The organism is Mycoplasma feriruminatoris, assembly GCF_000327395.2.
In the GTDB taxonomy this organism is placed as follows: domain Bacteria; phylum Bacillota_I; class Bacilli_A; order Mycoplasmatales; family Mycoplasmataceae; genus Mycoplasma; species Mycoplasma feriruminatoris.
The window spans coordinates 1,007,290-1,032,170 of record NZ_CP091032.1; the positions used below are offsets into that span (position 1 = coordinate 1,007,290).

A 24,881-nucleotide genomic window follows, 5' to 3' on the forward strand; every position below is an offset into this window, starting at 1 on the left:
AGTTTATGCTAATTTTATTTAATAAGAAAGGTTTAACATATGAAAAACAAAAGTAGATTTTTTGAGTTTCTAACTTTGTTTATGATGTCTGTTGGGACAATTGTTGGTTCAGGTATTTATGTTAAAAACAGAGATATTTTAATTGAAACACACAACCCAATAATTGCTATTGTATTATGAACTGCAGTTGGAATTTCTTGTATTGCTGTAGTTTATTTATTTTTAGAAATATCATCTTCTACAGAAAATGGAACTATAGGTTCTTGATCTAGAGCATTTTTTGGTCATAAAGTTGGATCATTTTTTGCTAACTTTCAAACAATGTTTTATGCTCCTGTAAATCAAGCGATCTTTACTTCAGCTTTATTAGCTTATTTTTTAAATATTTTTCATCTTAAATTATATGGATATCAATATTTATTAATTTTTTTATTAGTTGGATTAATAATTATTATATTAACTAATGTTTTAAATGTATTTAGTATTAAAGGTTCTAAAGCAATTCAAATATTTGGAACAGGGTTTAAATTCTTTCCACTAATTATTGCACTAGTTGCTGGATTTATTCTAGCTGATCATTTTGGTGCATTACAAAACAATGGGATTGATGTTAGAGGAATAACTGATGCTTCTAAGCAATGATCTAGATCCGATTTTGATCCATTGTTATTTTTTAGAGGTTTTGGTGGTATTTTATTTGCTTTTGATGGATTTATTTATATTTGTAATTCTAAAAAAAGAGCAAAACACGCTGATGTAGTACCAATTGCTTTAGTTTCTGCAATGGCTTTTGCTGCAGTATTTTATTTATTAATGTCAATATCTTTAATTTTAGGTTCACCAGATGGATCAATTGAACAATTACTAGAAAGAGTATTTAATAATGGTCAACCATTAAAAACTCAAGTAAATCATACTGTTAAAGTAATGGTTGCTATTATTTCAATGATTATTTGCTTTTTAGGATTAAATGCTTATTCATATATTGGAATGGCTGGATTAGAATCAGATGTTATTGATGGTTTAAGTTATATAAATTCAACTGATGCTAAACACCGTTTTAAAAAGATCGGTTTAATTCAATGTGTAATTTCATATGCAATTTTTGCAATCTTTATTATTGTTGGAGCTAGTTCAAGTATTAGTTTAAATAAACCAATAGAAGTAATTAATGCAACTGATTCAGTATCTGGAATGTTGTATTTAATTCAAATAATGTCTTCAACTTGTTCTTGTTTATCATTTGCTATGATGGCTAGTTTAATTATTGCTGCTTTAGTTAATAGAAAAACTAATAAAGTTGAAGTTAAAAAAATTAAAGGTTTTGTTCCTTTAGCAATATTTGGACTAATTACTTTTATATTCTTTTCATTAATGGGATTATTTACTTTTATTGTTCCTTTAAGTGTTATTAAAAAAGGAGAGAGCTGATGAACAGCTCAACATTCTCAAGGACCATTATTCTTATTATTAATGATTTTAGGATTAATTTTTGTAGGTATTCTTTGATATAATCAAAACAAAAGACTTATAGGAGGTCTTCGTTTAGAAAATGATAACTTACAAAGAAAAACAAGATAATAATTTTGAACTTGAAAAAAGTAAAAAAATTAAAAAAGTTCAATCACTAAGAGAATACTTTTTATTATCTACTAACAAAGTTGCCCTTTTAGCTACATTATTAGCTTTACAAATATTACTTACTTTATTTTCTAAATATGTAATGGGAGCAATTGTATTATTTGCAAGTGCACCTTACTTAAAATTAGAAATTAACTACTGAGTTTCAGCTGTTGTATTAACAGCAACTAATTTATTTTGAAGTTTAATATTTACCATAGCTTCAGTTTGAATGAGACTATTATTAGGTAGTGAACCTGTTGGATTATTATCATTAATGATAGTTGATAGTTCAGCTATTATCGGTTTTGCAATAGTGCTTTATATTTTTAAAAAAATGTTTATTATGTCAAATAAATCAGAAGTATTTGCAAAATTTGAAGTATGATTTGTGGCTTTAGCTTCTATAATAGCAACACTATTTGGTAGTTTATGTGCATACATTAGTAACTCATCATTTATTTTTGATTTATATGGAGTGCCTAGACCATTTGAAGCTATATTAGTTATAACATTTTCATTTACAGTGATTAAATTAACACTTAACCACATAATCTTTTGTGTAGTTTATAAAAGAGTAAAAGTCTTAGTAAAAAAATTAGTCAAAGCTTAATTTGATATATTTGATAGGCTTAAAAAAGCCTATTTTTTTATTTATTGCAATTTTTATATTGTAATCAGTTGTTCTAATGTGTTATTATCATAACTAATAGACTTGAACTTATAAATAAAAAATAAAAAAGAAAGGAAGGGAAATATGAAAAATAAAGGTAAGCTATTAGAATTTTTAACTTTATTTGCAATGACAATAGGTTCTGTTGTTGGTGCTGGAGTTTATTTTAAAAATAAAGAAATTCTATTTGACACAAGAACTCCTATAATTGCTATTATTTTATGAATCATTGTTGGTTCTGTTTGTGTTTCAATGGTTTATTTATTTTTAGAAATAGCATCTTCAACTAGAAATGGTGGAAGTGGAACTATTGGAGTATGAACTAAACTTTTTATTAATAGAAAATTAGGTTCATTTTTTGCAATATTAAATGCCTTTTTTTATTTACCAGTAATGCAATCAATGTTTGTTTCATTTTTTATAACATTCATTTTAATGATGTTTAGTACTGTACAATTAAAAGGAATTCATTTTTTATTAATATTTTTAACAACTGGAATTGCAATTATAATTATTAATGCTTTAATTAATGTTTTTGATCTTTCTATATCTAGAAAATATCAAGCATTTGGAACAATTTTTAAATTCATACCTTTAGCGATTGCTTTAGTTGCTGGTGTGGTTTTATTTGATCATAATGGTGCTTTTTTAAGTAGTGGAATTGATGTAAGTACTCCAACTGGACAAACTCAAAAAGTAGAATGATCAACAAGTAATTTTAATCCATTGCTATTTTTTAGAGGATTTGGTGGAATTTTATTTGCTTTTGATGGATTTATTTTTATATGTAATTCACAAAGAAAAGCAAAATATAAAGATGTGGTTCCAAAAGCTTTAGTATTTGGAATGATCTTTGTATCAGTATTTTATACTTTAATAGCAGTTTCATTATTAATGGGATCACCAGATGGATCAATTGGTAAATTATTAGAAAGATTATTTAATGGTGGTCAAGTTCTAAAATCTACTGATAGTAGTGTTGTTTCAAGAGTTGCTAATATTTTAACTTCAGTAATTATTATAATAATATGTTCAATTGGAGCTAATAATTTATCATATGTATCATTTGTTGTTCTTGAATCAGATGTAATTGATAAATTATATCTAACTTCAAAACAAGATATTTCAGTTAAAAAAATAGCTATTATTCAAGTTGGTCTATCTGTATCAGTTTATTCAATATTTATTTTAGTTGGAACTTTAGCAACTGTTGGATTAACAAATACAGCTACTGCTGAACAAGCTGTAAGTTCAACTAATGGACTGATTTATCCAATTCAAATAATGGCTACTTCTAATGCTTGTTTATCATTTATAATGGTTATTACTTTAATTATTGCAGCTTTATTTAATAGAAAAACTAATAAAGTTGAAGTTGAAAAGAAAAAAGGATTTGTAGTTTTAGGATCAATTGCAGCTGTATGTTTAATTGTTTTTGTAACAATGAGTCTATTTACTATACTTGTACCTTTAGATGTAATTAATGAAGGTAAAAATTGGTTTAAATCAAACTACTACCAAGGTCCATTATTTATTCTATTAACTTTATTAGAACTTGGATCTGTATCTGTTTTCTGATTCATTCAAGAAAAAAGAAGAAAAAAATATGATTTAGAAAATCCAGAAATCCAAATCACTGCAAAACCTACAGTTTAGTGTAGGTTTTATTTTTGTTAAATTTAGGTTTTATAATATATTTAGTGAAAAACATATCTTATTTTTTTAAAATTTATATGTATATTAAAAAAGGTGAATATTATGAAACAAAAAACAATTAATCTTCCAAATATTCTAACAACAATCAGAATAGTTTTAGTACCAGTTATTATTGTTTTATTATTAGTTGATCATTATATGAATAATGAGTTTTTTACTAACTTTAGTAGAGTTTGCTGATATATTTCTGGAGCTATTTTTATTATTGCTTCTTTAACTGATTTTTTAGATGGATGAATTGCTAGAAAATATAATTTAGTAACTAATTTTGGTAAGTTTTTTGATCCAATTGCAGACAAGTTATTAGTAAATGCAACTCTAATTTTATTTTCTAGTTTGGGAGTATTACCTGTTTGAATGACAGTGGTTTTAATTTTAAGAGATACTTTTGTTGATTTTATTAGAATGATTTTAAGTTCAAAAGGAATTACTTTAGCAGCTGGAATGGGTGGTAAATTAAAAACTACTTTTCAAATGATAGGTTTATCAATTTTATTTTTCATTAACTTAAAAATATTTAATTGAGATGAATTTGATTGACAAAATCAATTAGTTTTACTTCCAATGTATGTTGCAACATTCTTTAGTATTTATAGTGGAGTTATTTACTTTTTAAAAGCAAGACCTAGTTTATTTTAATGTTTAATAATTGAGAGATATTTTTAAATTATAAAAACTTTACTATAAATCAAGAAATTAAAGATAAACTTAATCTTTATTATCAAATACTAATTGATGAAAATCAAAAATATAACCTAACAAGAATTACTGAACTAAACGAAGTTTTTGAAAAACATTTTTTAGATTCTTTACTATTTGTAGAACACTTTAAAATTAATGATCAAAAAATAGCTGACATTGGAACTGGTGCTGGTTTTCCTGGAGTTGTTTTAAAAATCTTTTTTCCAAATATCAAACTAACTTTAATTGAATCAAATAATAAAAAAGCTAATTTTTTAAAATATTTAGTTGATAAATTAGAGCTAAATGATGTTGAAATTTTAAATAAAAGAGCTGAAGAATTAACTAGTGATTATAAAGAAAAATTTGATATTGTAATATCTAGAGCTGTTGCTTATTTAGATATTATTTTAGAATTAGGTGTACAGTTAGTTAAAGTTGATGGATCATTTATTTTATTAAAAGGACCAAAAGCATTTCAAGAAATTGATGATTTAAAAAATAAAGATAAAAAAATGAACTTAAAACTAGTTGATGTTCAACAACTACAAGATACTGGATTTGGAACTAGAATTAATTTGTTTTATAAAAAGATTGGTAGCACTAGTAGTTTATACCCAAGAAAATATCAACAAATTCTAAAAGAGAGCAAATAATATGAACTATGAAGAACTTGAAATTGGAGATATTATAGAACTAAAAAAACCTCATCCAAGTAAAACTATAAGATGAGAATTAATTAGAATTGGGGCTAAATATAAATTTAGAAGTTGTAATCAATTTGATTTATTTATTGAACTAAATAGACAAACTTTAAAAACACAATTAAAAAAAATCATTAAAAAAACTAATAATGAATAAATATTGAAAGGTAAATTATGGGATTACAAGTTGGAATTGTTGGATTACCAAATGTTGGAAAATCTACATTATTTAATGCAATAACTAATTCTAAAGTTGAAGCTGCAAACTATCCTTTTGCAACTATTGAACCAAATGTTGGAATTGTTGAAGTTCCAGATTATAGACTAGATGAGTTATATAGAATTTTTAATTCTAAAAAAAGAGTGGCTACAACTATTGAATTTGTTGATATTGCTGGTCTTATTGCTGGGGCTAGTCAAGGAGAAGGTTTAGGTAATGCTTTTTTAGCAAATATTAGACAAACTGATGCTATTTGTCAGGTTGTAAGATGTTTTGATGATAAAGAAATTATGCACGTTGAAAATAGTATTGATCCAATTAGAGATATTGAAATTATTAATTTAGAACTAATATTAGCTGACCAAGCAACTGTTAAAAAACGTCTTGATAAAATTTTACCTAAATATAAGTCAGGAGAAAAAACAGCTAAAGTTGAATATGAACTTTTAAATCATTTATTAGATAATTTAAATAAAGGTTTATTATTAAATAGTTTAACTTTAGATGAAGAGCAATCAGATCTTTTAAAAAGTTATCAATTACTAACAAGTAAACCTATTATTTATGTATGTAATGTTAGTGATTCTGAATTATTAGAAGATAATGATTATGTTAAAAAAGTAAAAGAATTTGCTAAAAATTCCAATTCTCAAGTTGTTAAGATTTGTGCAAAAATTGAAGAAGATCTATCTGAAGCTTCAAAAGAAGAAAAAATAGAATTTTTAAAAGATTTAGGAATTAAAGAATCTGGATTAGATCAATTAATTAGAGCTGCTTATGATACTTTAGGTTTACAAACATTTTTTACAGCAGGATCTCAAGAAGTAAGAAGTTGACAGTTTAAAAAAGGTTGAACTGCTCCTAGATGTGCTGGAGTAATTCATACTGATTTTCAGAAAGGTTTTATTAAAGCAGATATTTATTCAATTAATGATTTACTAGTATTAGGTAGTGAAAAAGCTATTAAAGAAGCTGGAAAAATGCGTTTAGAGGGAAAAACATACATAATGCAAGATGGAGATGTATGCTTTTTTAAATTTAATGTCTAAAGAAAAACACCAATTAAGTTATCAAGGAAATACAATAACTTATTTTATTCATTATAAAAAACAAAAAAATACAATTCTAAGATTAATTGATAATCAAATAGTAGTTAGTGCACCATTTAATACTCCCATTTATTTAATTGAACAATTTATTTATAAACACATATCAAAAATAGTTAAAGTTCAAAACAACTATGAATTTTTAAGAGTTTATGATTTTTATACTAATAAACCTTGAATTAAAATTTTTGAAAAAACAGTTGATATCGAACTAGTTGATCAAAATATTCATCCTAAAAAAATTAATAATAAAATAATAATTAAGAACTATTATAATAATGAAATTCAGCTAGAAAAAATCTATAACTTTTTAGCAAAAGAGTATAAAAATTGATTTATAAATCAAACTTTAATGTGAGCTGAAAAGATGAATTTAAGCTTTGAAAACATAAGTGTTAAAGTTATGAAAGCTAAGTGGGGGTTGTGTTATTCGAAAAAAAAGAATATTATTTATAATACCAAGCTATTACATTTTGATCCTAAAATTATTGATTATGTAATAGTTCATGAACTAACTCATATTTTATATCCAAATCATTCTAAAGATTTTTGAAGATATGTAGCTACTTATTTACCTAATTATCAAGAACTACAACAAATTTTAAATTCTAAAGGAATTTAGATGACTTGCACTAATTAAAGTGCTTTTTTAAATATTTTTTATTGTTAAAATATAGAAAGGTTTATTATGCATGTTAAAGTTGAAAACACAGAGCCAAATAATAATTTTAATAACACTATAAAAAAGAAAAGACGTTTAAAAATGCTTTCTTCTTTTAGTATTATTCTTTTAATTATGTTTGTTTTAATGTTAGTTTCTTGAATTTTATATTGATCCAAAGTTAAAACTGATGTAGTAAAAACAATTAATTTTGATGATTGAAAATATGATGAAATTTTAAGACCTATATACGATAAATGAACTAGTTTACATTCTAATAAAAGTGCTGGAAATTCTCAAGCTTGAATTGATTTTATGAATACAAATCAAAGTTTAGGTTGAGTTTATAATTCTTTAGGATGAATTAAAGATGGTTATACTATTCAACATAGTGGAACTGCTGTTTTTAGTGGATTAACAACAATTCAACCAATAGGAATAGTTGATGTAATTTATGCTCCAATTAAAGGATTTATTTTAAAAGCAAATATCATTATTTTTATAGTTTCTATTGGTGCTTTTTTATACATTTTAGTATCAACAAAAGCTTTAGAAGGTTTATCACAAGCAATAATTAATAAATTAAAAGGAAAAGAAGTATTTGCTATTATTCCATTAATGTTATTCTTTTCAATCTTTGGAACAGTTGAAGGATTTGCTGAAGAAACATTAGGTTTTTATATGATATTTATTCCTTTAATGCTAATGGCTGGATTTGATGTTTTTACAGGTGTTTTAATTTTAATGGTTGGTGCTGGAACTGGAGTAATTGGTTCAACAGTTAATCCATTTACTATACCAATTGCAGTTTCAGGTATTAATAGTGGATTAGATACAACAACAGCTAAATTAACAATTGGTGATGGTTTAGTTTGAAGAATAATTTGTTGATTAATTCTAACTAGTTTTTCAATTACATTTACATTTTTATATGCTTTAAAAGTTAAAAAAAATCCTTCTAAATCAGTAACTTTTGCTACTTTAGAAGGTGATAAAGAATTCTTTTTAGCTCATGTAAGTAAAACAATTAAATTAGATTGAAAAAAGAAAACTTCTTTAGTTGTTTTTGCAATTAGTTTTTTAGTAATGATCTTTTATCTAGTTGGATGAGATGCAATTTTTAATAACACTAAAATGGCTGATCAATCTATATGAATTAAGAAAAACATTCCTTATTTAAGTGCTTTAATTCCTGGATGAGGAAATGGTGATTTAGATAATGTTGCTGCTTTTTTCTTATTAGCTTCTATTGTTTTAGCAATTATTAATTCAATTGGAGAAGCTGCATTTATTAAAAAATGATTTGAAGGAGCTTCAGATATATTATCAGTAGCATTTATTATTGCAACTGCTGCTGGAGTTGGTTATATTTTAGGTGAAACTAATTTACAATCTCTATTTGTTAAAGGAATATTAAATTCTATTGGTGGAATTAGTAATCAAACTGCAAAAGTTGTTGTGTTATTTATAGTATTTATACCACTAGCATTTTTAATTCCATCATCATCTGGATTTGCAACAACTATTTTTCCACTATTAGCAAAATCCTTAGTTGATAGTAAAACAAATCAATTACAAGATTATGCTTCTTCTGGATCAATTATGGCATTTACTTTTGCAATTGGATTAGTTAATTTAATCACTCCAACTTCTGGAGTTGTAATGGGTGCTTGTTCTTTATCTAGAATGACTTATACTAAATATTTAAAATCAATACTACCACTAATTGGTTATTTATTTGTATTATGTTTAATACTTTTATTAATTGGTGGGGCTTTACCTAATTCAATATCTTAACAAAGACTTACAAAAATCCCCCGAACCCCATATTCCGGACTAAAAATCCAGGAAGTGGGGTTTTTATATGGCTAAATGAAGCTTAGAAAAAAAATTAAAAATTGTCAAAGAAGCTAAAAGACTTAATGTTAAAAATAGCACCTATTTGGCAGACAGGCATAATGTCTCGGCTAATACTTTAAAGGGTTGAATTTACAAATATGAAATGTTTGGAATAGAAGCGCTTACCCACAAGAAAACAAAACCTCATTATAGTTTGGAAGCAAAACAAGAAATAGTATTATATAAACTTAAAACTAAAGAATCATACAGGGAAGTTGCAAAAAAATTTAATATTATACATTCATCAACTATAGCTGGTTGAGTTAAAAAGTATAAAGAAAATGGAATTTTAGGGTTAAATAATAATATAGGAAGACCTAAAAAAATTATGAAAAACTCTAAGAAAAAACCAGTTAAAAAAAAGAAAACAAAAATAACAACTAATAATGAAGATAGAATAGAACAATTAGAAGAAGAAGTTGAATACTACAAATTAGAGGTTGAATTCTGAAAAAAGTTAAACACCTTGTTGACAGAAGAAGAATCAACAAGGAAAAAACAAAAGTAATTTTAGAAATGCTAAAAACTCACAAAAAAGCTAAAGTTTCTATTCTTTTAAAAATAGCAAAATTACCTAAATCCTCTTTTTATGAATGAAAAAAAGAAATTAGAAAATTCAATAGATAAGGATATGGAATTAAAAAATATAATTGTTGATATATTCAACAAATCATTTGAAAGATATGGCTATAGACGGCTAAAAATGACCTTAAAATCAATGGGATATATTGTGAATCACAAAAAAATTTTAAGGCTAACTAAAGAACTTGGTATTCAGTGTGTCAAATTTAGAACAAAGAACAGAAGATATAGTTCTTATAAAGGAACTGTTGGGAAAATCGCAGACAATGTTTTAAAAGAAATTTTTCTTCAACAGAAGCAAACAGAGTTTGATGTACTGATGTAACAGAGTTTAAAGTTAATGGTCAAAAACTATATCTGTCACCAATTATTGATCTTTATAACAGTGAAATTATTTCATATTCAATTCAATCTAGACCTAACTTAAACCTAACTAATTCAATGCTAAAAAAAGCGCTTAAGAAGGTTAAAAATACAAATGGTTTAGTAATTCATTCTGACCAAGGATTTCATTATCAGCACATGAGTTGAGTAAGTACGCTAGAAGAAAATAACATAATACAAAGTATGTCTAGAAAAGGTAATTGCTTAGATAATGCTATTATAGAAAATTTTTTTGGTTTATTAAAACAAGAAATTTATTATGGTGAGAAATACAATTCAATAGAAGATTTAACTAAAGCAATACATAAATATATTTATTGGTTCAACAATATAAGAATAAAAGAAAAATTAAAAGGATTGTCTCCTGTACAATTCAGAAAACAATCCTGTTATAATATTGAAAATTTTTAGTCCGTGTTTAAGGTAGCGGGGGGAAATGTAAGTCTTTTTTTGTTGTTTAATTAGAATTTGTTATAATTTTATTTATAATTTTTATAAATAAGACTTTAAATATTAGAAAGAAATTTTATGAGACTGACTGCTTTTAAATACTCACAATTTGCATTTTATACAATTTTAAAGAAAAAAAGTTCAATCATTTTACCTATTTTTACTTTAATTAGTTCATTAATTATTGGAATGATCTTAAAGTTTGTAGTTAATAGTAAGTATGTTGAACTATTAAGTTTTTTATATATTTTTATTTTGATTACTTTAACAGTAGTTTTTAGTTGTATAAAAGCTTTAAACATTTTTAAAGACTTAGAACAAGAAGGATTAGAAATAATCAGTTTATCAAAACCTTTAACAAGAGAATCATTAATTATTGGTAAATTATTATGTTTAACTTTTTTTGGACTAATTTGATCTTTAACTTTATTAGTTAGTGGATTTTTATCACTATATGCAACTTATTCATTTTTATATTTACTTTTAACTAGTTTATTATTAAGTTTTGTTGGGCTAATTACTTATTTATTATTTAGTTTATTTACTGTTTTATTAAGTTATAAATTATCTCAAAAAATATCAATGATTATTCCTTTTGTTTTATTTATACCTTTAAGTTTAAGTGGAATGATTTTATCAAGTAATGTTAAATCAAACGTTGATCAAGCAGCTTTTTTTATAAATAAAGAATATAAAAATCATCACTCAGGAAACGAAGTGAATGCTGAACCTTATTATTTAAATAATAAAGATGAATTATTTTTAATACCAAATGGAGTAAATAATAAAGAGTTTAGTTTAGAACAAGTGAAGTATTTAGAAGACGTAGTTAATTATTCAAACAGTTCTTCAAATCTTTGACAAACCTATTCTTGATTATCAATTCCATACCAATTAGTAGATGTATTTAACTTTAAAAATAAAAATTTATTTGCATCGTTATCTGATAAAAGTAATTCTAATTTAGATAAATATATTTACTATAAAAATTTAGATGATATTTCTTATAAATATAAATTAGAAAAAAAACCTAGTGTTCAAAAATATCTAGTAGATAGTAAAAATAAAACTTATAAATACATAGTTCCAGGTATTTTAAAATCTCACTCTATTCATACTTCAAAAAATGATAATACTTCAGGTCATGAAGAAATAGTTGATTTTGATATTATTTATGCAGCTGATGGTGCTGATAATAAAGATAAAGAATTTTTAGAAGATAAAAACCAACTACATACTGATAATAAAACTAATTTAGTTGGAAGATTAAGATGAGTTTATGTTTATGAAGCTTTAAATGATCCTATATTTAATCAAATAGCAAAAGAGTTTGTAAATAACTTTAATAAACAAATTAAAACTAAAGATTTAAACCAAATTCATAAAGATTTAATGAGTTATTTATCTAATTATTTAAATAATAAAGAAAGTAAAATTTATAGTTATAAAAATAATAACATTACTATTTTTGATGAATATGCTATTAAAAGACATAATAAATTACAATCACAAAATGAAAGAATTTTATACTTTGCAATTTCATTATTAAACTATATTTACTTTAATCATCCTGATAGTTTAGTTTATCAAGCTATGTTAAAAAACCCTGATAATGATAGTTTTGGTGATTATCAAGTTAAATTAGATATTAATAGTTATAAATACAATATTGGTGGATATAGTAGTTATCAAACACAATATGAAAAAAAAGATAAAGAAACTAATACTGTTTTAAGATTTAGTTTAACTAAAAGTAATAATAACTACTTATTTGGATCAACAAATGAGTTATTTAGTATTAGTAGATCAAAAAGAGTAGTTAATAAATATGTATTATTTGTTTTATGAATTGTAGTTATTGGTATTGAGTTATTAGTTGTATTTAAGTTGTATCAGAAAAAAGATTATAAGTAGAATTTAAAAGGAGTTGTATGAAAAAGTTATTAATTAGTTTTTCAAGTATTTTTGCTTTTTTAACAGTTTCTTGTTCTACTAATGCACCTATTAATTCCAATACAACTGTTAATACAAATGACAATAAGTTATATAAAAATAAATATGTTGATCAGTTATTAAATCTTTATTTAAGTGATTCTAAACTAAAAGATTCTTATATTAATGATCAAGAAAATGTTCCTGATTCTAGATTTAGTGAATTAAAATATGGTCTTACTTTTTATCCAATATTTATTCATAGAAGTTTAGATTATTATGTTGGCCAACATTATAGAGTAGTTATTCAAAAGTCTAAAAATGCATTAGAACAAACTTTAAGAAATGATTGATATTGAGTTTTAGATAATATTACACAATTTAAATATAACTTTAATCCTTATGGAGATCTTTATAATGAATTTGATAAAGATGAAGATTTATTTAAACAAGTAGAAAAAGATTTAGGTTCATTAATTTCTAGTGTTAAAAATAAAAATGTTCAAAAAATTATAAGAGTAAATTTAGATAAAACAATTAATGAAAGAATCAAAGATACTTATACAAAAAAAGAAGCTTTATATTTAATATTTGATAATAATAAAGCTATTAAAATTTTTAAATATGAAAATAATGGTAAGACAGAATTCTTAATGACAACTGATTTATTTGTTTTTAAAGACCCTAATAATTTAGAAACACAAATTGAGCAATTAGAAAACACTATTTTAGATAAAAGAAAAAACGAATATGAGAATACACTAAAGACTATAGAAAAAAATATAGAAAGTGCAAAAAAACGTAAAGAGCAATATCAAAAAGAAATTAAAGAATTAGAAGAAAAAATTAAAAATAATAACAATAATGGGGTTGTAAATGTTGCACCACCAGTTATGGCTTTTGCATTTACTTTTGGAAAGTCAGATTCTAATTCAACACCTACAAGAGTCGAAAAAAAAGAACCTACATTAGATGATCTTAAAAAAGAACTTGAAAAAAAACAAAAGTGGTTACAACAATCAGAATCATCAATTAATGAGCTTTCAAAAAAAATTGAAAATCTTCCTAAAAAAAATAATGCTACTGAGTTTTTAAAATTTCATGCAACAGACCAATATAATGAGCGTTTAAAAGAGTCATTAAATGATATTAACAAAGGCGGTTGAAAAATAGCCAGATTTAGTATGAGAGGTATTTATGAACAAGAATAAAAAAACTCTTATTAATATCTCAATTGGTTTTGCAATTTTACCTTTTTTAATTTTACCTTCCTTGTTTTTTATAAATAAAAAGCCTAATACTTTAAACTTAGTTAGACCTCTTGGATTTGATGTTTATGATAATTTAAATAATGATAAAAGTGCTAAAACTAAAAAATTATTGTTGGCTCTTATTGATGATGTATTTAAAAACTCTAAATTAGAACAACAAGAATTTCTTAAAAAACAAGAACAAGAGAATAAAGAACTAAGTTCCAAAGCAAAAGAATTAAGTTCAGAATATTTAAAAAATCCAAATACAGAAAATTTAAAAAAATTAAAAGATTTTTACTCTAAAAATTGATTATTTGTTTTCCAAAATCTTAGCAAATTTGAAATGAAATTTATATCTTTTTGAAAACTAGAAGCAAATAATAAAAAAGAATTACACTCTAAGGAATTCTTAGAAGAAATTAATAAAAGAGAAAAACCTAAAGATAGTTACCATTTTTTAGACAATAACATAGATTTAATTAAGGTTGGAAAAGAAAATGAAGATTTGCCTAATTTAACTGTTTATTATTTAAGAAAAGATCGATTTATTATTAGAGCACTTCTTACAAATGATGGAAAAAAGATGAGTATTGATAAATTTATTTTATTTAATGAATCTATAGTTTCTAGAATCAATATAGATACAATTTCTGATGCAATACACCTAGGAGTGTTTCATAATCAACAAGATGCTTTCACTTCAACTTTTGAAAAACACATAATTAAAGAATATGGATATCCATGAGATGGTATTTTATTATGAAAGGAGAAATAATATGTTAACACTGAAAAAAAGTTTACAAGCAATTTTATTATCTCTTTTCCCAGTTTTTAGCCTAACTGCAATTTCTTGTTCTAATAAAAATTACAATATTACTAATTTATCTATTAAGAAAGATGAAAAAAAAGATAGTTGAGAGCAATTTGTTCAACGTGAATATATAAATCAAATTTTAAATATAGCTTTTGATAACGATCAAGAAAAAATTAAAAAATATAAAGAAGATCAATTTAATATTAATGATAATCAGATGCTAAGTACTTTAAATAAATACCTTACATATGCTAATAATATAAATGCAGGTTATGGAAATGATGGTGACTCTATTGGTGGTGGAGACCCATACCCCACTAAGGAATACGGTAATAAATTAACTACTTTTTTTAATGAAAATTGATTATGAACTTTATTTAATTTAGATAAATTTAATTTTGTATTGTACGATGTCTATAATGGTTTTAACGGTAATGTAACTAAATTAGGAGAAGATGCTGAAAAAAATGCAATTGATTACGGGCTTTTTAAACAAATACACTCTAATAACATTTCACAATTTGTTCTAACAAAAAGTAACTCGATAGCAGGTAAACTAGTCTATTACAACTTCTATCTGTTAACTGAAGATTGAAATATTTTAGAAATAAATATAGAAAAAAATCCAGATAAATTTAAGTTCATTGCATATACTAACATCTATCCAAAATTAACTAAAAATAAACTAGATAGAGAAGTGTTTATTTTAGATGAATATGCAAATGCAGTACTTAGTGTAGCAAAAGATAGAACCTCTCAAGCAATGAATAATTTCAACGCTAAATTTGGTGGTAAACCACTAAGATATGTAATGTTTGAAGTAAATAGTAAATATCTAGAAAAATAGCCTTTAAGGCTATTTTTTATTATTTGTTATAACTTTATTTATAATTTTTATAAATAAGTGTTACATTTATCAATTATTTATTTATAATTTTTATAATTAATAATATATAAATTTAAAAGGATTTTATGAAAATATCGATATTTAAATACTGCCAATTTGCTTTTCACACTATTTTATATAAAAAGAGTTCTTATCTTTTACCTATATTTACTATATTGTTTTCATCAATTATAGGATTAGTTTTTAAATTTATTATTGATCAAAAGTATTTAGAATTATCAGCTTATTTATATATATTTTTATTATTAATTATTACTGTTATTTTTAGTGCAATTAAGTCATTAAATATCTTTAAAGATCTAGACCAAGAAGGATTAGAAATTATTAGTTTTTCTAAACCAATTTCAAGAAATAATTTAGTTTTAGGAAAATTATTATGTTTAAGTTTTTATGGATTAATTTGATCAGGTGTATTATTCATTAGTTCATTAGTTAGCTTATATGCTAATTATTTATTTATTGACTTATTATTAACTAGTTTATTGCTATTATTTGTTGGACTAATTACTTATTTGTTTATTGGTTTAATTACAGCTATTTTAAGTTATAAATTAACTCAAAAAATAGCTATGAGTATACCTTTAGTATTATTTATATTCTTATCAATTATAGGAATGATTCTATCAAGTAATACTACTTCTAATCTAAATAAAATAGGTTATTATTTAAATCAAAAATATCCTTATCATCATTCAAATAATCAACTAAATTCAGAATCTTATTTTATTAATAATAAAGATGAATTATTACTAATTCCAAATGGTAGTGAAAATAAAGAATTTAACGAAGAACAAATCAACTATTTAAAAAAAGCTGTTGAAGTTTCTAACAATTCTTCAACTTTATGAACAAGTTATTCTTGAATTTCAATTCCTTATCAATTAATTAATATTTTTAATTTCAAAAATAAAAGTGTTTTTAATCAAATAGGTTCATCTAATTCTAATTTAAGTAATTTTGTTTATTATAATGATTTAGATGATATTTCTTATAAATATAAATTAGTTAATAATGCTAATCATAAAAAATATAGCGTTTTAAAAGATAATAAGTTAGTTAATATGTATGTAGTTCCAGGGTTATTACAATCACATACAATTCTTTCATCTAATAATATTAATAACAAAAACATTAACTCTAGATCAAGAGATATTATTTATAGTAGAAAAAATGCTGATGATATAAACACTAATTTTATAGAAGATGAAAATGATTTTTCAAGAGAAAACAACCTAGTTGGTGTTTTAAAATGAAACTATGTTTATCAAGTTTTAAGTGACAAAACTTTTAATAAAATAGCTAAAAGATTTGTTGATGATTTTATTAAACAAAACATTAATGAAAAACAATACTTAAACACTAAAGATAAAAACACTTATTTTAATAACTTACATAATAAGTTAATTGATCAAATTTCTAAATATATTAATGATGATAAATCTGAGATTAATAATTATTCAAATTCAAATTTAACTATTTTTGATAATAGAGCAATTATAGATAAAAAAATTGAATCAATTTATGAACAAAAACTTTATTTAGCTACTAGTTTAATGAACTATATTTACTTTAACAACCAAGACTCAATTATTCTACAAGCTTTATTAAAAGATGTTAATAAAAAAGATAGTTATTTAGATTCTCAAATTAAAATTAAAATCTTTGATCATGATTATTATATTGGTGGATATGATAAATATGAAAAACTGATTTTTCAAGAAGATAATAAAGAAACTAAAGAAACAAAAATTAAAATTAGATACAAACTAGATAAAAGTACAACTAATTATTTATTTAACTCATCACCTAGTTTATATGCAATAACTAGAGATAAACAAATCTTTAATAAAAATATTTTATTTGTTATTTGAATAATAGTTATTAGTAGTTTAGCTTATTTAGTGTTTTATATGTACAAAAGAAAGGATTATAAATAATATGAATGACATTTTAAAAATCGATCATCTAACTAAAATATTTCCAGATACTAATAGAGGTGTTAAAGATATTAATATGAGTGTTCAAAGCGGAAGCTTTCACGCTTTTATTGGCGAAAATGGAGCTGGTAAAACTACAACAATTAAAACAATAATTGGAGCTTTTAGTAATTATGATGGACAAATTTTAATTAATGATATTAATATTAAAAAAGCACAAGCAAAATCATATATTGGTTATGTTCCTGAAATTGCAATTTTTCCAAAAGAACTTACAACATTACAATATTTAACTTATTTAGGATTTTTATCTAATTTAGATAAAAATCAATTAGAAGAAAAAATTAAAAAGTTTTTAGAAATGTTTAATATTAGTAATTTAATTAATGAAAAACCTTATAACTTTTCTTCAGGACAAAAGAAAAAGATTTTATTAATTCAAGCTTTATTACATAATCCTAAACTTCTAATTTTAGATGAACCTGCTGCTAACTTAGACCCAACTGCTAGATATGAACTATTTTCTTTTTTACAAAAAATCAATAAACAAGAAAATATTAGTATTTTAATTAGTTCACATAATTTATCTGAAATTGATAAATATGTTGATTCATTAACTTTAATTCATAGAGGAAACATTTTATATTCAGGAGTTAAAACAAAAAGCTTAGAGGATATCTTTTATGAAAAAGTTATTGCTAAGTAGTTTGTTAGTATTTCCTATTTTAACTACAAGTTGTATCTATAAACCTAATAATTCTAATAATTCATCAAAAATTATTACTAATAAACAAGAAAAATTTTATGATAATAAAAATATTAATAACTTATTAGATCTTTATTTAAAAGATAAACAACAAAAACAAATATATGCTTTAAAACAAGAAAATATTAGTGATGCTAAAATTAATGATCTTAAATTTGTTTTAACTTTTTATACTGTTTTTAATAATAATAGAAGTATTGAATCAGTTACAACTCACTACCAACAAGTAGCTTTAAAAGCTAAAAAAACTTTAAAAAACACTTTAACTAATGATTGATATTGATTATTAAAACACATTAATCAATTTGACTTTAATTTTAATCCTTATGATGATTCATATAAGCACTTTAAATTAGAACAAAATCTAATTGATTATGTTTATAAAACTCATAATAATTTATTAACTAAGATCAATGATAAATATCCAGATCAAGTTATAGTTTTTAATATTGATGATATCAAAGATCTTGATAGTTTAAAAAATAAACAAGCAATCTATTTAGTTTATGATAAGTCTAAAGTTTTAAAGATTTTAAAATACAAAAAAGATAATAAAGTTCATTTTCAAGTTTTTACTGATCTATTATGATTTAAAAATCCTAATAATTTAAAAGAACAACTAGAACAAATCGAAAAAAAGATTTATGAAAAAAGACTAAGTAAGTTTAATGAAGCATTAAAAGAATATATAGAAGAAGAAAGAGACGAATCTAATGATGATGAAAATAGTGAAATAAGCGAGAAGCTAGACACTATTTGAAATGAATTTATTGAGAAATCTGAAGAAGTAGTTTCAAGTAAATATACCAATCTATGAAGACAATTGCAACGTGATTTATATATACCTAATAATACTTTTATTCGAAATTTTACAAACAAAAACGATTCTATACAAAAATGAAAAGAACAACAATTAAAAAATATTGGTAACTTTTTAGAAAAAAATTCTAATGCTATTATGGATGGTCAAGATATTAAAAAGGAATTAGAAAAAATTATAGACACAGTTGTAAAAAAGTTAAACAGCGAAAATTTAGATAAGATCAAAAAAACCGATGGCACAGATGAAAGCCAACTAAAAGAAAAATTTTTAGAATCTTACGTATCTAAAAACGATGACTCAGCTTTCTATGAACTTCATTCTAAACGTCAGTATAACGATCTTTTTGTTGAAGCATTAGATGAATTTAATAACATAAATAGAAATAAGGAAAACAAGGAAAACAACATAGATTTAAAAGTAATTAGATATAGTATGAGGAATATTTATGAAAAGAAATAATAAAAAACTTCTTATCCACATATCAATATTCTTTGGAATTCTTCCTTTTGTTATTCTTCCTTCCTTGCTTATAACATCTAAAAACAAACAAGATGATTATGTATTTAAACCTGTAAATGGATTTAACATTAATATCAGTGTTGATGATGTTAAAAGTAGTCAAACTAAAGAAATGATTAATGTTCTACTAGGTACTAGTTTTAAAAACAATTTGGCTGAATTAGATAAGTTTTCTAAATCTCAAACTGAAGAAAAAAGCACTAAAGAGTTATTTAAAAAAGCTAAAGAACTAACAAAAGCTTATAAAAATAAACAAGATCAAACTAATCTAAAAAACTTATTTGATTTTTATTCAACTAACTGATTATTTTTAATAAATAACATTTCTAAATTTGAATATAAACCTTTGGATTTTTGAAAATTAGAACCTACAGAAAAACATAGCAAAGAGTTCTTAGATAAAACTAAAAAAGAAAATCTACCAAAAAATAATTTTAAATTTCAAGATAATTATTTTAACAAATACACATTAGGTGAAGAATCAAAACATGGGTCTAATAATGTTTATTACTTAAGAAAAGATAAATTAATTTTTAGATTATTAGTTTCTAAAAACGATACAAAAGTAATTATAGATAAAATTATTTTATTTAACGAATCAGAACATAACACTATAAGTTTAGATCTAATATCAAATATTTTACATGCCATAATTCATAAAGATGAAGTGCATGCAACTTTTGAAAAAGAAATTGTTGGTGAATATAATTTACCATTACTTGGAATCTTTGTATTAGGAGAAAACAATGAAAAAGAATAGAAAATATATTTATATATTCATATCATTAGTTTTATCTTCACTAATAGGTTTAATTTCTTATTTTTCTTTTTCAAATAAAAACAATAATATAGAAAAAATAGAATTAAAATTACAAGATGATAATAAAAAATGAGATCTATTTTTAAATTATGATTATGTTGATATGCTTTTAAATTTAGTTTATAAAGATCCAAAAGAAAAACAAACTTATATTGAACAACAAAAATCAATAGATTCATCTAAAACATTAAATGAACTAAAAAATTATTTATCTTATGCAAATGGTGTAGTTGCTAATTATAGTTATGATGATTTAGCAAATAAAGAAAATGAACCTTTACTAAGAAAAAACAACAGTAAAAAACTAGATGAATTTTTTGAAAAGAATTGATTATGAACATTTTATAACTTAGATAAATTTGAATATGTTTTATTTGATATTTCTGATCAATTCATTAACCAAAGAGACCAAGCTTCAATTAATTCACAAAAAGATAGTTTAAATTATAATGCTTTTAGAAAAATTAAATCTAATAAAATGCAACAAGTTGTTTTAGAACAAAAATCTGATAACAATTACAAGCTTTACTTACTTTCAACTGATTGAAATATTCTAACAATTGATATTACAAAGACTAACGAAAAACCAACCATAGATATTAGTACTTATATTCACATCCATCCTGACTTTTATAAAAATCTATTTGATCCTTTCTTACATTTTGATTTAAGACAATATGTTAAAGGTGAAATATTACATTTAAAAAGTGCAAAAGATCAAACACACACTAAATATGATGAAAAATTTGGTGGTAAGCCCTTAAGATTAGTACTTATAAATGTTGATAATAATTAATCAATAGATATTAGATAATAAAAAAAACAGCTTCTAGAAAGCTGTTTTTCTTTGGTTTTTAAAACAATAAATGTTATAAAAACCAGCTGAGATTATATTGTGTGAATATACAACCTACTTTTATAAAATAACATAGGTTAATTATTTATGCAATAGTGATTTTATTTTTTATAAATGAATAAGTAAAATAAGCACTTTATATAAAATTAAGATTTTTTTAAGTTTATCTTAATTTTTAAAAGTGTGATGAGCACTAGGTGGTTTTTAATATTTTTATTTTTCGTGTAACTTTAAAATTAGTAAATTACTAACTTAGTAAAATTATTATATATATGCCTAAGGGTGTATTTATTTAATTTTTAAATTATAGGTGTGAATATATGAAAAAATTACTAACAATATTAGGTTCTCTAATGATTAGTACAAGTGGTGCAGCCTTAGTTGTTGCATGTGGAAGAACAAATGGTCAAAAAGATGAAAACAAGGTTCCAGTAACTCCTCCAAGTGATAAAGATCAAGGTAATAAAAAACCTGGAGAAATGAAACCTAGTGATAAAGATGAAAAGAAACCTGGAGAAGATAAAAAACCAGAAGGTGACAAGAAGCCAGATGGTAAAAAACCTAGTGAAGATGGAATGAAACCTGGTGAAGGTAAAAAACCAGAAAATACACCAACTGCTGCAGGTGAAACAATTAGAAATTCTCATTTTGAATTTATTGACACAAAAGACCCTAACATTAAAGCTGAAAGAGCAAAATTCTTAGATTTTAGATTAAAAGAAAAAGCAAAAAATCTTCTAAAAGAATACTCAAAAGAAAACTACAAAGCTCTTCAAAAATTTTTAGAAAAAAATCCTGAACAAGCTGAAGCATATAAAGCTTTTATTAAAGACTATACAGAATTAGTAGTTTATGGAGATTCTATATCTGGTTCTGAAATAAGTAGAACATTTTCTGATGAAAGAGATGCTTGAGAAGCAGCTAGAAAAAAACATCATCTTGAGTCTTCATCAGAAATGACAAAATCATTATTTGATGATTTTCTAAGCAAAGCCAAACATGAATATTATAAAACTAAGTATGAAAAACGTTATTATGAAGCAGCAATTAATCATGCTGCAAATAGTGTTGAAAAATTATTTGACAACACAATTGAAAAAGCTAAATTGGATTGAGGAAAAACCAAAAAAGATAATGATATCATAAGTAATTCTGAAGCTGTTCGTAATGGGGCTAAATGAGAAGGTGTCGAACCAGAAGCAAGAAGAAGAGCTGAGGAAGCTTCTGATTTAATTATTAACAACTCAAATGGAATAAATTCAAATAATAGTACTAATAACTAATAGCAATAATCTTATTTCTAAACATAATATAATAGCACTCTCGGGTGCTATTTTTTTATAACTTAAAAATTACAAAAATTACGATTATTACTAAGCCAAATAAAAATCCTTCATATGAAGGATTTTTTCATTATATAAACTAATTCTTTTTTTCTATTTTTTAGATTTAGTTGTTTTTGTTGATTTAGCTTTTTTCTTAGTTACTTTTTCTTGGTTAGAATCTTGATCAACTGGTTTTTCTTCTTTAATATATTCTTTTCAAGTTCCATCAGGTTGTTCATATTCTCTATAACCGCACTTAATTTCAGAAGTAAAGTTTGAACATCCTCTACCTCTATTAAATCTTGATTTAATATATACTAAATTAGCTCCACATCTAGGGCAAATTGCTTCAGTTTTAGCTTCACCAATTTCTTTTTTAACTTTAATATTTAATGCTTCATAGATATCTTTTAATCAGTTAACATAATCAAAATTACCTTTTGTAATTTCATCTAGTTTTTCTTCCATTTCAGCAGTGTAATTTAAGTTAAAGAAATCAGTGTAATGACCATATAAATAATCATTTGCTGAATAACCTTTATTAGTTACATTAATAGGTTTTGATTTAGGATATTCAACATATTCACGATCTTTAAGTTTAGTTAAAATTGGATTATAAGTAGAAGGTCTTCCAATACCTAGATTTTTTAATTCTTTAATTAAACTAGCTTGGTTAAACATTTTTGGTGGATTAGTTTTAGCATCTTCAATTCTAATAAATTCTTTAGAAATATTAACTTCAAAATCACTATTAAATTGATATTCAGGTTTTTGGTCTTTAGTTTTAACAACTTCTTCACCATCATCAGTTAATTCAATATTTTCATCACTTGATGAATGTTTAATTGCCTGATAACCTAAATCTTTTACTTCTTGTCATGATTGCTTAAACTCATAACCATTATTATTAAAAGTTCATCTGTGATTAAATCCACTAGGTCCTTTCATTAATGATTTAATTGAGTTTCATCAAATCAAGTTATAGACTCTTTGTAATAAACTATCATCAATTTCTAAACTAGCTTTTTCTGGAGTTAATCAAATATTAGTTGGTCTAATTGATTCATGAGCTTCTTGACTGTTTTGATCTTTTTTGCCAACAATTGGATCTTTAAATAAATCTGATGAATAGTTTTTAGTAATATAATCTTTAGCTTCATTTATAAATTGTTGAGAATATTTAACTGAATCTGTACGAATATAAGTAATATATCCTAATTCATATAATTTTTGAGCAGCTAAAGTAATTTGACTAGTACTTAATTTTAATTTATTAAATCCATCTTGTAATAACCCAGCTGTTGAATAAGGTTTAAAACTTCTAGTTTCATAAGCTGTAGATTTATAATCAGTACATTTATAAATTACACCTAATTCATCAACAATAACTTTTGCTTGTTTTTCATCAATATAATAAGTTTTTTCAGTATTAACTAAAACATTATTTTTATCTTTAGTTAAGCTTAAATTAATAGCTCTTTTTGGTTCAATTACAAAAATCTTTTTATAAAGTACTTCTTTAAAGTTTTTAATTAAAGTATCTCTTGTTGTTAGGATGTTTAAAGCAGGAGTTTGTACTCTTCCAGCACTCATTAAACCAGTTGATTTTTGTAGTGATTTAGAAACTAAATATCCAATGATTTTATCTAGTATTTGTCTTGAAATTTGAGCATTTACTAAGTTCATATCAATGTCTCTTAGATTTTTAAAAGCATTAGTAATTGCTTCACTAGTAATTTCATTAAATGTAATTCTTTTAATGTTAGTATGATCTTTAAATAAATTAGCTAAATGATAAGCAATAGCTTCTCCTTCTCTATCTGGATCTGAAGCAAGAATGATTAAATCAGCAGTTTTACCTTCTTTTTTAATTTGACTAATAATCTTTTTTTTCGAACTATCTGTAACAAAATTAGGTTGCATAGTTTCAAGATCAATACCAAGTCCTCAAGTACCTTTATCAGCAATACTATTAATATGACCACCACTAGCTAAAACAACATATTGATTTTCTGGAAAACTTTCTTCTAAATAATGTTTTATTTTATCTATTTTTGATGGTGACTCTAACAAAACTAAAACTTTCATTTTCTCTCCTTGACATACTTTAATAACTCAAAAATTATATATTATCTATAAAAAATTACACAAACTATTTACTTTTATTTATAAATTATATTTTTAATATTGATTATTATCTAAACTAAAAAAGTTTAATAATTAATAAAAGTTA

General features: G+C 23.5%; 20 protein-coding genes and 1 pseudogene. 20 read left to right on the forward strand and 1 reads right to left on the reverse strand.

The window, feature by feature from the left end:
• The first annotated feature begins 39 nt into the window (after nucleotides 1-39).
• The 20 genes and pseudogenes from D500_RS04235 (at nucleotide 40) to D500_RS04520 (ending at nucleotide 22,606) form a co-directional block, all read left to right on the forward strand.
• Complete coding sequence (locus D500_RS04235; RefSeq protein WP_008363580.1) at nucleotides 40-1,581, forward strand: APC family permease; 1,542 nt, start codon at nucleotides 40-42, stop codon at nucleotides 1,579-1,581.
• The gene (locus D500_RS04240) at nucleotides 1,553-2,233 is read left to right on the forward strand and encodes an ECF transporter S component (protein WP_008363582.1); all 681 of its coding nucleotides are present in this window, start codon (nucleotides 1,553-1,555) and stop codon (nucleotides 2,231-2,233) included. The genes D500_RS04235 and D500_RS04240 overlap by 29 nt, the downstream gene beginning before the upstream one ends.
• Before the next feature lie 144 nt (nucleotides 2,234-2,377).
• On the forward strand, nucleotides 2,378-3,949 hold the full coding sequence (locus tag D500_RS04245) for an APC family permease (protein WP_008363584.1): 1,572 nt from the start codon (nucleotides 2,378-2,380) through the stop codon (nucleotides 3,947-3,949).
• Nucleotides 3,950-4,051: 102 nt separating this feature from the next.
• The gene (gene pgsA / locus D500_RS04250) at nucleotides 4,052-4,648 is read left to right on the forward strand and encodes a CDP-diacylglycerol--glycerol-3-phosphate 3-phosphatidyltransferase (RefSeq protein ID WP_008363586.1); all 597 of its coding nucleotides are present in this window, start codon (nucleotides 4,052-4,054) and stop codon (nucleotides 4,646-4,648) included.
• Nucleotides 4,648-5,346 carry a 16S rRNA (guanine(527)-N(7))-methyltransferase RsmG gene (gene rsmG / locus D500_RS04255; RefSeq protein ID WP_008363588.1) on the forward strand — a complete coding sequence of 233 codons (699 nt, stop codon included), beginning with the start codon at nucleotides 4,648-4,650 and terminating at the stop codon, nucleotides 5,344-5,346. The genes pgsA and rsmG overlap by 1 nt, the downstream gene beginning before the upstream one ends.
• A gap of 1 nt (nucleotide 5,347) precedes the next feature.
• The gene (locus tag D500_RS04260) at nucleotides 5,348-5,551 is read left to right on the forward strand and encodes a DUF951 domain-containing protein (RefSeq protein ID WP_008363590.1); all 204 of its coding nucleotides are present in this window, start codon (nucleotides 5,348-5,350) and stop codon (nucleotides 5,549-5,551) included.
• Nucleotides 5,552-5,568: 17 nt separating this feature from the next.
• The gene (gene ychF / locus D500_RS04265) at nucleotides 5,569-6,663 is read left to right on the forward strand and encodes a redox-regulated ATPase YchF (protein ID WP_008363592.1); all 1,095 of its coding nucleotides are present in this window, start codon (nucleotides 5,569-5,571) and stop codon (nucleotides 6,661-6,663) included.
• Nucleotides 6,635-7,342 (forward strand): YgjP family zinc-dependent metalloprotease, encoded by a 708-nt coding sequence (locus tag D500_RS04270; protein WP_008363594.1) that lies wholly within the window; start codon nucleotides 6,635-6,637, stop codon nucleotides 7,340-7,342. The genes ychF and D500_RS04270 overlap by 29 nt, the downstream gene beginning before the upstream one ends.
• 66 nt (nucleotides 7,343-7,408) lie before the next feature.
• On the forward strand, nucleotides 7,409-9,178 hold the full coding sequence (locus D500_RS04275; RefSeq protein WP_008363596.1) for a YfcC family protein: 1,770 nt from the start codon (nucleotides 7,409-7,411) through the stop codon (nucleotides 9,176-9,178).
• A 67-nt stretch (nucleotides 9,179-9,245) separates the two neighbouring features.
• Nucleotides 9,246-10,657, forward strand: a pseudogene (locus D500_RS04280) (IS3 family transposase).
• A 117-nt stretch (nucleotides 10,658-10,774) separates the two neighbouring features.
• Nucleotides 10,775-12,610 carry an ABC transporter permease gene (locus tag D500_RS04285; protein WP_008363352.1) on the forward strand — a complete coding sequence of 612 codons (1,836 nt, stop codon included), beginning with the start codon at nucleotides 10,775-10,777 and terminating at the stop codon, nucleotides 12,608-12,610.
• 17 nt (nucleotides 12,611-12,627) lie between these two features.
• Complete coding sequence (locus tag D500_RS04290) at nucleotides 12,628-13,839, forward strand: aromatic motif membrane protein (protein ID WP_008363351.1); 1,212 nt, start codon at nucleotides 12,628-12,630, stop codon at nucleotides 13,837-13,839.
• Nucleotides 13,826-14,656: an aromatic motif membrane protein gene (locus D500_RS04295; protein WP_008363350.1), complete on the forward strand. Its 831-nt coding sequence runs from the start codon at nucleotides 13,826-13,828 to the stop codon at nucleotides 14,654-14,656. Before D500_RS04290 ends, D500_RS04295 begins: the two co-directional genes overlap by 14 nt.
• A 1-nt stretch (nucleotide 14,657) precedes the next feature.
• Complete coding sequence (locus D500_RS04300; protein ID WP_008363349.1) at nucleotides 14,658-15,542, forward strand: aromatic motif membrane protein; 885 nt, start codon at nucleotides 14,658-14,660, stop codon at nucleotides 15,540-15,542.
• 125 nt (nucleotides 15,543-15,667) lie between these two features.
• Complete coding sequence (locus D500_RS04305) at nucleotides 15,668-17,539, forward strand: ABC transporter permease (protein ID WP_008363348.1); 1,872 nt, start codon at nucleotides 15,668-15,670, stop codon at nucleotides 17,537-17,539.
• 1 nt (nucleotide 17,540) lies between these two features.
• The gene (locus D500_RS04310; RefSeq protein WP_008363347.1) at nucleotides 17,541-18,245 is read left to right on the forward strand and encodes an ABC transporter ATP-binding protein; all 705 of its coding nucleotides are present in this window, start codon (nucleotides 17,541-17,543) and stop codon (nucleotides 18,243-18,245) included.
• Entirely contained in the window at nucleotides 18,223-19,587 is a 1,365-nt protein-coding gene (locus D500_RS04315; protein WP_239759438.1) for an aromatic motif membrane protein, read from the forward strand. The genes D500_RS04310 and D500_RS04315 overlap by 23 nt, the downstream gene beginning before the upstream one ends.
• Complete coding sequence (locus D500_RS04320; protein ID WP_008363609.1) at nucleotides 19,574-20,407, forward strand: aromatic motif membrane protein; 834 nt, start codon at nucleotides 19,574-19,576, stop codon at nucleotides 20,405-20,407. The genes D500_RS04315 and D500_RS04320 overlap by 14 nt, the downstream gene beginning before the upstream one ends.
• Complete coding sequence (locus D500_RS04325; protein ID WP_008363611.1) at nucleotides 20,394-21,263, forward strand: aromatic motif membrane protein; 870 nt, start codon at nucleotides 20,394-20,396, stop codon at nucleotides 21,261-21,263. Before D500_RS04320 ends, D500_RS04325 begins: the two co-directional genes overlap by 14 nt.
• 380 nt (nucleotides 21,264-21,643) lie before the next feature.
• Entirely contained in the window at nucleotides 21,644-22,606 is a 963-nt protein-coding gene (locus D500_RS04520) for a lipoprotein (protein WP_008363614.1), read from the forward strand.
• 153 nt (nucleotides 22,607-22,759) lie between these two features.
• On the opposite strand, the gene D500_RS04335 is transcribed toward D500_RS04520, so the two are convergent.
• Nucleotides 22,760-24,736 carry a type IA DNA topoisomerase gene (locus D500_RS04335; RefSeq protein ID WP_008363616.1) on the reverse strand — a complete coding sequence of 659 codons (1,977 nt, stop codon included), beginning with the start codon at nucleotides 24,734-24,736 and terminating at the stop codon, nucleotides 22,760-22,762.
• Between the last annotated feature and the right edge of the window lie 145 nt (nucleotides 24,737-24,881).